General features: G+C 66.8%; 9 protein-coding genes. 3 read left to right on the forward strand and 6 right to left on the reverse strand.

The window, feature by feature from the left end:
- Both ELR45_RS41445 and ELR45_RS25050 read left to right on the forward strand, forming a co-directional pair.
- A partial coding sequence (locus ELR45_RS41445; protein WP_240760122.1) for an ATP-binding protein occupies window positions 1-1,785 on the forward strand: 1,785 nt, incomplete at its 5' end.
- Window positions 1,786-2,117: 332 nt separating this feature from the next.
- Window positions 2,118-3,158: a PHP domain-containing protein gene (locus ELR45_RS25050; protein WP_129668763.1), complete on the forward strand. Its 1,041-nt coding sequence runs from the start codon at window positions 2,118-2,120 to the stop codon at window positions 3,156-3,158.
- Window positions 3,159-3,200: 42 nt separating this feature from the next.
- Here the strand turns inward: ELR45_RS25050 and ELR45_RS25055 are convergent, their stop codons facing one another.
- On the reverse strand, window positions 3,201-3,926 hold the full coding sequence (locus tag ELR45_RS25055; RefSeq protein ID WP_205857211.1) for a class I SAM-dependent methyltransferase: 726 nt from the start codon (window positions 3,924-3,926) through the stop codon (window positions 3,201-3,203).
- Between ELR45_RS25055 and ELR45_RS25060 the strand changes: the two genes are divergently transcribed.
- Complete coding sequence (locus ELR45_RS25060) at window positions 3,912-5,291, forward strand: bifunctional AfsR/SARP family transcriptional regulator/alpha/beta hydrolase (RefSeq protein WP_276320729.1); 1,380 nt, start codon at window positions 3,912-3,914, stop codon at window positions 5,289-5,291. The two genes, ELR45_RS25055 and ELR45_RS25060, sit on opposite strands and share 15 nt — an antisense overlap.
- Before the next feature lie 18 nt (window positions 5,292-5,309).
- Here ELR45_RS25060 and ELR45_RS25065 read toward each other — a convergent pair whose 3' ends face one another.
- The 5 genes from ELR45_RS25065 to ELR45_RS39000 all read right to left on the reverse strand — a co-directional run.
- Complete coding sequence (locus ELR45_RS25065; RefSeq protein ID WP_205857212.1) at window positions 5,310-6,083, reverse strand: metallophosphoesterase family protein; 774 nt, start codon at window positions 6,081-6,083, stop codon at window positions 5,310-5,312.
- Complete coding sequence (locus ELR45_RS25070; protein WP_129668765.1) at window positions 6,077-6,934, reverse strand: amidohydrolase family protein; 858 nt, start codon at window positions 6,932-6,934, stop codon at window positions 6,077-6,079. The genes ELR45_RS25065 and ELR45_RS25070 overlap by 7 nt, the downstream gene beginning before the upstream one ends.
- Before the next feature lie 233 nt (window positions 6,935-7,167).
- Window positions 7,168-7,689, reverse strand: coding sequence for a hypothetical protein (locus ELR45_RS25075; protein WP_129668766.1), 522 nt, complete (start codon window positions 7,687-7,689; stop codon window positions 7,168-7,170).
- Window positions 7,690-7,827: 138 nt separating this feature from the next.
- The gene (locus tag ELR45_RS25080) at window positions 7,828-10,272 is read right to left on the reverse strand and encodes a lamin tail domain-containing protein (RefSeq protein WP_165368087.1); all 2,445 of its coding nucleotides are present in this window, start codon (window positions 10,270-10,272) and stop codon (window positions 7,828-7,830) included.
- A gap of 236 nt (window positions 10,273-10,508) precedes the next feature.
- Window positions 10,509-11,357: DUF5605 domain-containing protein (locus tag ELR45_RS39000; RefSeq protein WP_205857213.1), on the reverse strand; the 849-nt coding region annotated here is incomplete at its 5' end.

The raw sequence follows: 11,357 nt of genomic DNA on the forward strand, positions 1-11,357 counted from the left end.
GAGTCGGTGGCGCTCTTCCTGGACCGTGCGCGCACCATCGCCCCCGATTTCGAGATCGTCGACGCCAACCGCGGTGCCGTTCTCGAGCTGTGCCGACGCCTGGACGGGATGCCACTGGCCATCGAGCTGGCGGCGGTGTGGCTCCGGACGCTCTCGCTCGGCCAGATCCTCGACCGTCTCGAAGACCGCTTCCGGCTTCTCGGCACCGGTAGCCGGACCGCGCCACCTCGCCAGCAGACTCTGGACGCCGCCATCGGCTGGAGCTTCGATCTGTGTACGCCTGAGGAGCGGCTGTTGTGGACTCGTCTGTCGGTCTTCTCCGGCGGCTTCGATCTCGAGGCAGCCGAGGAAGTGTGCGCGGGAGACGGATTCGTGCATGACGACGTCCTCGGCCTGGTCGCGAGCCTCGTGCACAAGTCGATCATCATCAGGGAGCAGGTAACCGAGCACACTGCCGCCTGGTACCGGATGCTGGAGACGATCAGGCAGTACGGCGCGGCACACCTTGCCGACGCGGATGTGCGAGCGCTTCAGATCCGCCACCGGGACTACTACCGCCTGCTGGCGTTGCGGTACGCCTCGGAGGCGTTCAGCCCGCAACAGGCCGCCTGGTTCATCCGGCTGCGGCGCGAGCACGGCAACGTCCGGGCGGCTTTGGACTTCTGCCTCGCGGAGTCTGGCGAGGCGTCGGCCGCCCTGGAGATCGCCGCGGCGATGTGGAACTTCTGGTTCGCCGGATTCTTGCGGGAAGGCTATCGCTACCTGGACCGGGCCTTGGCGCTCGCCAAGGAACCGACACCGGAGAGGGCTACCGCCCTGTGGGCGGCCGGCTATCTGGCCATGCTCGCCGGCGAACTGGAGCGGACGCACGCGATGCTGGCCGAAAGCAGAGAGCTCGTCGAGCGCTTCGACGACGACCTGTTGCGGGCCCGGATCAAAGAGTGCGCCGGCCATGCCACCCTGTACCAGGGTGACCTGCCGTCGGCCGTAGCGCTATTGGAGGACGGCCTGGTCGGCTTCCGGGCCGTCGGCGACCGGCTCGGTGAGTTCGACACGCTGATCCTGCTCGCAGCCGCCACCTTCTTTCTCGGTGACCCCCGCGCGGAGGAGTTCAGCCGGGAGGCGCTCGCCCTGGCCGAGTACCACGGCGCGCAGTCGTCCAAGGCGTACGCGCTGTGGGGGGTGGGGATCGTCCAGTGGCGTGCCGGCCGCTACGAGGAGGCGACGCGTTCGCTACGGGACGCCATTCGCCTGTGGCAGCCGCTGAACGACAACACCGGGATCGGCTTCTCCGTTCAGGCTCTCTCGTGGTGCGCCAGTTCCGCCTCGCCCGATGCGCGGGCGGCCAGGCTGCTGGGCGCGTCCCGGGCGGTCTGGCGGGCGAGTGGGGCACGGGTGGATGAGACGACGCCGTACAGCCAGTTCGACGAGCATTCTATCGACGCCGTGCGCACTGCGCTCGGTGCCGCACGGTTCGAGCGCGAGTTCACCGAGGGCGCGTCGTACCCGTTCGAGCAGGCAGTGGATCTGGCCCTCGACGCCGCCGCGGAACGCCAGACGAAAGGACCCGCCAAGAGCCGGCCAGCGGCGGCTGGGAGCCTCACCCCGCGAGAGCTGGAGATCGCCGAGCTCCTCGCCGAAGGGCTGAGCAACAAGGACATCGCGGCCCGGCTCGTCATCGCCCAACGCACCGCCGAGACCCACGTCGAGAACATCCTGAGCAAGCTCGGCGTCACTTCCCGTGCCCAGGTCATCAGCTGGATCGCCGAGCGCCGGACTCAATGAGTACGTAATCGTCAAGAAACTACGTACCAATCCCCGTATCTGTCCCGATGCTCGTGGACGGCGGATCCGTCAGTCTGGACGCATAGCAACAGACCCAGGCCGTCGCCGGACCTTCTCCGGCACTCTAAGCAGGCGGGCCCGGCGCCTGACGCCCCCGCAAATCGGCGCCAGGCCCGCCTTTCCACCTCCGGACCATCACTGTGCGTAGACGAGACGGGGTGAGTGACGCGCCGGGGCGCGGCAATCCACGCTGCTGCCGTCGCACGCGGTGGTGAAACGCACCATGCCACACAGCGTAGGTAGACGAGTGCGACGTCCGGGAGACTGGGCACATGACCTCGCAAGCCCATGCCGTCGACGCCCTCCGCCGGATCGCGTACCTGCTGGAGCGTGCTCAAGAGCCGACATACCGAGTGCGCGCATTCCGAAGCGCCGCGGCGACAGTCGAGGCTCTCGACGCGGACGAACTGCGTGCACGTGTCGATGCTGGAACCTTGACCGAGCTGCGGGGCATCGGGAAGGTCACCGCATTGGCCGTCGCCGAGTCGCTCTCCGGAGAGACACCTGTCTACCTACGCCGGCTGGAGGCGACGGGCGGGGCACCCGTGGCCGAAGGAGGCGCGGACATCCGCGCGGCCCTCCGCGGTGACCTGCACAGCCATTCGGACTGGTCGGACGGCGGGAGTCCGATCGCGGAGATGGCGGATGCGGCCGCGGCACTCGGACACGAGTATCTCGCCCTCACTGATCACTCGCCCCGCCTGACCGTCGCGAACGGGTTGTCCGCGGAGCGGCTCGAGAAGCAGCTCGGGCTGGTCGAGGAGCTGAACCACCGGGATAATGCGGTCCGCGTGCTGACCGGGATCGAGGTGGACATCAATGAGGACGGCACCCTGGACCAGTCCGGCCACCTGCTGAGCCGGCTCGACGTCGTGGTCGCCAGCGTCCACTCGAAGCTGCGCATGTCCAGCGACGACATGACCCGGCGAATGGTGACGGCCATCGCTGACCCGCACACGGACGTGCTCGGGCACTGCACCGGCCGGTTGATCACGGGTTCACGTGGTACCAGGCCACCGTCTGAGTTCGACCCGGAGATCGTGTTCGCGGCGTGCGCTCGATTCGGCGTGGCCGTCGAGATCAACGCCCGACCGGAACGGCTGGACCCGCCGAAGCGACTCCTACGGCTGGCGGTGGAGGCCGGTTGCCTGTTCTCCATCGACACCGACGCACACGCTCCGGGCCAGCTGGACTGGCAGGCCTACGGTTGCGAGCGCGCGGCCGCGTGTGGCGTCCCGATCGAGCGCATCGTCAACACGTGGGCGCTCGATGACCTGCTGACGTGGGCGCGCCACCGAACGGCCGGAGGCTGATGGCAGAGTACGGACGTGCAGGCCGCGCCATTCACGATCGCGTCACTGTGTCGGCGGCTCTAGCCATCCTGCGAAGAGCGCCACAGCGCCGGAGACCTCGAGCTCGTACCGGCCGAAGCGGCTAGCGAGCTCTTCCTCCAGCCCGTCGAGGTCGTCGTGCAGGTTGGAGAAGATGCCTTTTCCGTTGTAGACGCGCAGCAGCGCGCGCCCGAGCCGAGTGTGCCGCACGCCCCCATTCAGGATGGTGGATCCGAAGACGACGCCGCCAGGTTCCACGAGCGGGATCAGATGGTCGAATACGGTCGCCTTGGAGCGGATGTCTCCTGGTAGGCAATGCAGCACATAGCTGAGCGCAACCGATCGGTACGACGCCGGCTCCAGCCCGACGGGTTTGAGCACGTCGGCCGCGTACGACGTGGGCCGGTACCTCCGCAGGCGGTGCCCGGCGAACCGAAGGACGTCGGGGTTCGGATCTAGTAGCGTCAGATGTGGTGCCGTCCCGGGAAAACGACAGCGATCCAGGTAGTAGCCGGTTCCCGGACCGACATCGAGGTGTGATGTGGTGACGTGCCGGTTGTACTGCCGGAGGATCCTACGTGCCGCGCAGCGCCAGACCAACGAGTTCGAGAGCCGCACCACGACAGTGTCGTAGGCGCGCAGGGCTCCCGGTGTGTAGACCGACTGCCCGGCGAAGGCGGGATCGGAGCGATCCATGGTGAACGGTTCACGGCTGATCGGCTTCGGTGATCTGTCATACGGTTCGGACATGACACCAGGGTCTGGCGGACCGCTCAACGCTCGCTCAACCTCGACACCGATCGATTCGAGGACCTGGCCGCGCGCGGTCGCGCGGAGTCGTCGAGCGGTGATGCCGTTGCAGGTGCGACGCTGCTGCGCGCTGCGCTCGAGCTCTGGCGTGGGCCGCCCCTCGCCGACGTCCCTTGGGAGCGGTTCGCCGACAGCGACGTCCGCCGGTGGGAGGAGCTCCTACACACGGCGCAGGAGGACCTGATCGACGCCGAGCTCGCCACCGGTCGACATGCGGAACTCGGCGGCGACATCGAGGCCCTCGTCCGCGAGCAGCCGTTCCGCGAGCGTCGCTGGAGTCAGCTCATGATCGCCCTGTATCGCTCGGGGAGACAGGCAGATGCCCTGGAACGCTACCGCCAGGTCCGCACTCTTCTCGCCGAAGAGCTCGGTGTCGGTCCTTCCCCCTACCTCCGCGCGTGTGAAGGCATGATTCTGCGGCAGGACGACGCGCTCAATCCGGGCAGCGGCCGGGGAGATCTCCCGGTCACCCGCTTTGCCCGCGGTCCCGCCGGCCGGCTCGCATATCAGATGCTGGGCGACGGACCGACGAACCTGGTGTTCATCCCCGGCTTCAGCAGCAACGTGGAGATCAGGTGGGAGGAGCCGAGTCTGTCCCAGCTGTTCCGGCGGCTGGCCCGCTCGGCCCGCCTCATCCTGTTGGACAAGCGCGGCACCGGACTGTCCGACCGGGATACCGGGATCCCCCCGATAGAGGAGCAGGTCGCCGACGTGCTCGCGGTCATGGACGCGGCCGGAATGCAGCGGGCGACGCTGCTGGGCATCATGGACGGTGGCGCGATCGGATTGCTCACCGCCGCGGCACAACCCGAGCGGGTGAGCGCGGTGGTCACCTACGCTTCCTTCAGCGCGTTCGAGCTGCTCGGCGCGGAGGGGAGCGCGGTCTTCGACGCACTGCGCGCCCAACTGGATCACGGAGTGGTCTTCGAGGACGCATTGCCCGTGATCGCGCCCAGCCGCGCCGACGACGCGTCCTTCGCACGGTGGATAGGACGATACATGCGCATGGCGGCAGGCGTCGGCGGAGGTACCGCGCTGCTCGACATGTTCCGGCAGATCGATATCCGGGCCGCGCTCCCCGACGTCGCCGTTCCCGTGCTCGCTCTCCACCGCGAACACGACCGGTTGATCCCCTCCGACAACGCCGCGTACATCGCGGAGCATGTGCGAGACGGCAGGTCTGTGATCCTTCCTGGCAGCGACACCATCATCTGGGCGGGAGACGTCGATGAGTTCGCGTCCCAGGTAGAAGGGTTCATCTCGGAGATACACGCGCGTATTCCCCTACGCCGCCGGCAACGTTGACGGCACAGCCGATATCAGCTATGCCGTGGACCCGGTCAGTCCGAGCTGTGCGTGACGTCCGCGGTAGATCGCCGTACGCAGCTCGATGGCGTACGCGTCGAGTTCGGGCATCCCGAGCTCAGCCGCCACGGCGATCTCCGCCTCGATGTCGTACGGAACACGGACGAACTGCAGCCCGAACGGGTCCGCTGACGCGCCGTCGAGCACGCCTTCGAGGATCACATAGCAGGCTGTGGGCTCATCCAGTGCGTTACCCACGCTGCCGACGTTGAACAACGTCCGCCCACTGTTGGTCTCCACATAGGCGTCATGGATGTCCCCGTACCCGACCACTGACGGCTCCGGCCCGGCACCGGTCAGCTCGGTCGCCGCGAACATGCCGGCGAACTCTTCCTCGGTGTGCCGAAAGTGAACGCGCACGTGCACACTCTCCGCAGAAGCATGGAAAAGCCGTATCCGCCGGCCGCTGAGGACCAGGTCGTGCACCAAAGGTAGCTCACGCAGCCACTTCCGATCGCCCGGAGTGAGCTCACCGTTCCACCACTGGGCCGATGCGCCGAGCTCGGACGGATCCTCGACCGGCAGAAAGTCTTCCCAGTTGCCACGGACAGTCACGGCGCACCGCTCGCGACTGACCCGCACACACTCCGAGCCCCGCGGCCCCTTTCCAATGATGTCTCCGAGGTTGAGGATCGTGCCGATGCCCCGGGCGTCGATATCGGCCAGCACGGCCTCCAACGCGGTCAGGTTGCCATGGATGTCGGAGATGATCGCCAGCCGCTGGATCACCACGCTGCCTCCTCGTCGAGCTGCAGCCGGTAGAACGATGTGGCCGTGCGATGCAGTATGTCCTCCCGCTCGTCCCCGGTGCAGAAGTCCAACGCCACAAGCGTCTCGCGCAGCACCTGCTGGTAGTCTCCGGCCAGCAGTGCCACCGGCCAGTCGCCGCCGAACATCAGTCGCTCGGCGCCGAACACGTTGTATGCGTGCTCCACATACGGACGCAGGTCCTCACCGGTCCAGGATTCCGTATCCGCAGCCGTGTTCAGCCCTGACACTTTCGCATAGACGTGTGGGTAGGACCCGGCGCGCGCGAGCAGATCGGCCCACGGCTGCCATTCCCGGGTCTTAATCGGCGGCTTCGCCAGGTGGTCGATGACCATGCGCAGGTCAGGAATCTCCTCGGCGAGCGTTGCGACATGCTCCAGATGACGGGGAAGAACTGCGACGACGTCGAAGCTCAGGTCACGCTCCGCGAGCAGCCGCAAGCTCTCGATGACGGCGGGCCGGACAACCCAGTCCGGGTCCGGATCGTCGTGGATGAGATGTCGTACGCCTTTGAACCGCGGGTTGGTGACGAACCTGTCCAGAGTCGCGGCGGCTTTGTCCGGCTCGAGCAGGGGAACCCAGCCGACTACACCCTTCACCCATGGATGGTCCGCGCCGACGGAGAACATCGCCTCGGTGTCCTCGATGCTGTCGGCAGCCTGCACGAGCACCGAGCCACTGACCCCGGCAGCACGGAGCTCCGGCTCGGCGTCGGCGGGCGTGAAGGTGCGGTAGATCCGCCCCGACTCGGGCGTGAGCCACGGATACGACACGGCCGACAGGTCCCACAGGTGCTGGTGCGCATCGATGATCATCGCGCGACGACTCCCTTCTCGGCGGAGGACATGGTGCCCAGTCTTACCGGATTAATGGGACACTAGCCCGTGATCACGGGACGCACTGGCTGGCGTCCGACTGCGAGATGACGCCCAGCGCTGCCTGGACCTCGGCCAGGGCCGGCTCGACCAGCTCGAGAATGATCACATACGCGTCAGGGGGCACACCTCGACGCGTTCGGAGACAGACCACGCGCAGTCTGAAAGCACGACTAGTCGAAGAGCTCCTGGACAGACTCGGCGGTCAACGCTCGGTCAAGCCACTTCTCAAGTGTCGCATCGTCGGCACCGGAAATGATCCGCTGACGGGCATCATGGGAGACGTCGAGGCCGCGCCGCTGCAACACTCGTAGCACGAACAGCGCTTCGCCTTCTTTGCGACCTTCTTTGCGACCTTCCTCGCGGCCTTCCTCGCGACCTTGGGAGCGCAGGTGAGACTGGTACGGATAAGCCATCGTCGTCATCAAAGCCCTCCATATCTCCAATGCGGCCGTCCCAGCCAATCCTACCTCGGTGAACTCGGCAAGATAGGCCGCCGACCTGGGATCGATGGTGCTCAGCGCCACGGCAAGAGCCTCGAGGATCTCTTCCTTCTGCACCGCGTTCTTGTGCGTCAGCGCCGAGAACACCGCCAGCACCACGTCCTCGGCAGCGTCGTCCGCGGAGCCGATGGCAGGAACGTTGTCGGGCCCTAAAACCAGTGGATAGACGATCAACGACGGCCGGTCAGCCATGCCGATCGGGATCGGCGCACGAGCCCACACAGCCGTGGCCGCCTGCGAACACACCACCAACGCCAGTGCCGGCGCACACATTGCGCGCCGGCACCGTGAACTCCTGGTTGTGAGTTCCTGCCCGGAGTCCTTCAGAACTTAAGCCGCCTGGCCGGCGTTGAGCTGATTCGACCTGCGTGTACCGATGAGGAGCGCGATTCCGGCCAGCATCACCAACGCGCCACCGATCACAAGAAGGTCGCTGACGCCACCGGTGTCGGGTAGACCCGGGTCCTCTCCGCCTTCGGTACCGGTGTCGTCACCTTGGCCGTCGTCGGTACCGGTGTCGGTGCCGTCGCCGTCCGCACCACCTTCTCCGCCGGAGTCATCACCCTGGCCGTCATCGGTACCGTCGCCGTCCTCAGCACCGCCATCCTCGGTGCCGCCGTCCTCAGCACCGCCGTCTTCGGTGCCGCCAGGCGGGTTCTCCTCATCCGGAGGATCGTCCGGATCGGGCTCGTCAATGCATGGCAGCGTCCCAGCTCGCAGCGAATGCTCGTCCGTGTCACCATCGTCGGCCCAGTAGACCGGACGCATCCCTTCAACACACTGCACTGCGGGCGTCATGGCGAAGCCTTCGTTGTTCAGGTCCGGCATGTCCGCGGGACGCTCCACGTGCTCAGCTAGCTCGAACGTGCCGTCGTCGCTCACCCGCAGCAGGGCCGAGCGGCCCTCGCAGCCGTTGTCGCAGACCACCCAAAGGGTGCTGGTCTCGTGCTCGTACTCCAGCCCCATCACTCCGTCCAGGCCCGGATCGATCTCCGCGACCTGCTGGAAGTCCCCGTCTGCGACCAGAACGTAGCCGTAGACGAGGCCGCTGCCCTCGATGCCGACGAAGTACACGCCACCGTCGTGTCCGGAGTAGTTCGCCGGATCGTAGACGTCGCCGGTGGACTCGTCGATGAACCCTAGTTCGGTCAGCGTCGTGTCGGGAACCCACTTCACGGCCTCGACGCCGGCGTTGGCCCTCACCGGAGGCAGGTCGGCAGTGAGGTCCCATTCGGCTGCGGCGACCAACTCCGTCTCGGTGCCGGTGATCTCGTACCTGAGGAGGCTCAACCGGCTGACGCTGCCATTGTCATTGTCACGTTCGGTGCCCACCACGACGTCGCCGTCGCCGGTGACCGTCACCCCCTCGCTGTCGGGGGTGCCGGAGCCGTCCCGGTACCGCAGGGTCTTGCCGGCCGACCAGCCGTCCGCCGAGCTGTTGTCCCATACCGAGCCGTTCCACTCCAACCGGTGCAGCCGGCCGCGACCGTTGTCGACGGCCCACATGACAGCCGGCTCCATAGTGCCGGTCGGCTGGTAGTCCAGTCCGCTGAGATCACCGTCGAAGGTCTCCGCCGGGTCCACGGTGGCCACATCCGGGCTGCCTGGCCACGGCTCGCCGGGCTCATCCGGGTCGTCGGGACCGTCCGGGTCACCACAGTCGTTGGCGGCACCCTTGGTCACGCTGCCCGTGACCTGGAACTCGCCGGAACCGTCGGGGCAACGCCCGTAGGTGGTCGGCGCGTGCCCGTCCCATTCGGTCGCGTCGACGAGATTGCCGTTCGGGGCGTACAGGCGGACCATATCCGACCCGCCCAGGCCGAAGCCGAGCTGATCCCGTTCGTGGATGTAATAGCCGCCCGCCTCGATCACGGTGCCTTCGGGGATGGTCGAGGTGTGCGTGTCGTCGTCGTCACGCAGTAGCCATCCGGAGAGGTCGACGTCTTCGGATCCGGTGTTCATCAGCTCCACCCAGTCACCGGGGTCACCACCGCTGGACTCGACCTCGTTCACCCGCAGCGTGTCCTGGCCGCCGGCCGGGACACAGTCGTTCGCCGCTCCCGGAGTGGCCAACGCCGTGACCTCGAAGTCTCCGGTGCCGTCGGGGCACCGACCTTGGCTGGTCTCCGGCAGTGCCTCCCAGCCGTGTTCGTCGGCCACGGCGCCCGAGGCGTCGATCAGTTCCACACCGTCGGCAGTGTCCAGGTCGAAGCCGAGGTCGTCCTGGTCGATCACCACGAACGTCGCGGGCTCGAGCACCGTACCGGCCGGGATCTCATAGCCGTCCGCGGCGCCGGCGCCGCGCAATACGTGCGCGCCCAGATCGAGGTCGGCGTCCGTGGGGTTGATGATCTCGACCCACTCGGAGCTGATCTCGTTGATTCGCGCCGGTGAGGTGCAGTCGTTCACGCCACCTTTGGTGGAAGCGGCGGTCAACTGGAAGTCTCCGGTGCCGTCGGGGCAGCGGCCGTACGTGGTCAGCGCGTGCGCGTCCCAAGCGAAGGTGTCGACCAGCGCGCCCGACGAGTCAGACAGCCGGACGACGTCAGCCTTGCCCAGGCCGAACTCGAATCCCGGAACGTCACCGTCCGCGGCGTCGAGCACCAAGTACTCCCCAGCGTCGAGCACAGTACCGTCGGGGAAGACATAGTCTTCTGAATCCCGATCCTTCTCGTCCTGGAACATCCATCCAGAGAGGTCGACGGGTTCAGAACCGTTGTTGTAAAACTCGACCCAGTCTGGATTGACGCGCTGGGAGATCTCATTGAAGGCCACGCCGGAGACCTCAGCCGTGGCCGGGATCGGCGCAACAGCGGCGAGTGACATGAGCCCGCCGGCAGCGATGGCTGCGGCCCCGGCTCTGAATGATCTGCGCACTATCGTGGTCCAATTCCTGAATGTTGGGAATGGCGGCGATATGTCCGCCTGGCAGAGTCAAGCAGGGCAGCCCGGCTAGCCGAAGAACAGGATGCGAACCTCACACGAACATGACACCGAGTGCGATCGAGCCCTCACCCAGCCCGTCGGATGCGAAGCGCGATGGGTCGGCCGGCGGGGAGATCCACCGGCTCGGCCGCCGACGCGTACGCGTCGTTTCGCTGTACCTCGGTGAGCTCGAACACGTGGTCAACCGAGGCCACCGTCATCCGCCACGTGTCGATGACATCGACCTCGAACCGATCCCCCACCGACAGCCGGTCTCCTCGGGGACCTTGAGGTAGCCGGAAGATCCATGACGACGGGGCCGAAGCGCCAAGGTACAGAAAGTAGACCTCACCGGGAACGCCCGCGACGAAGTCGGGATCCCACCAGTTGTCGATGGGGTTCAGGCCCACACCATCGACCTCATCCAAAAGCCTGCGGAGGAACCCCAGCCGGGGCGGGCTCTCGCCGCGGAGCTCACCACCCTCGACGATGTGCAAGCTGCCGTCCTCCAGGACGAAGCTCTCACCATGTGAGGCATAGCAGCCGGCGACCGTGGTGATCCAGAATTGGTGGACGAACTGCTCCGCGGTCAGCTGCCCCCACCGCAGGGGCACGTCACCCTCGTACTTGATCTCGTCGAAGATGACCGGCTTGCGGTAGGCGTCGCGAAACAGCGACGCCCGCCCGAAGTCCTCGGTCGCCTGACCAAGCTGGAGCGAGGCGTGCGTGACCCACGGCCGGTTGTGGTCGTACAGCCGGGTCCAGTTGTGGATGGATCGAAGGTGGTCATGGGGATCGGTCTCGGCGAGGGCCTGCCCCACCGCGTCCCAGCGCTCGACGGGACGGTCGAGCAGGTCGAACTCGTTGCACAGCGACCACCACACGTTCGGGTAGGCCGACAGCCGCGCCACCAGATAGCGCAGGTACGCGGAGTC

Source organism: Phytoactinopolyspora endophytica, from assembly GCF_004138495.1.
Classification (GTDB): Bacteria; Actinomycetota; Actinomycetes; order Jiangellales; family Jiangellaceae; genus Phytoactinopolyspora; species Phytoactinopolyspora endophytica.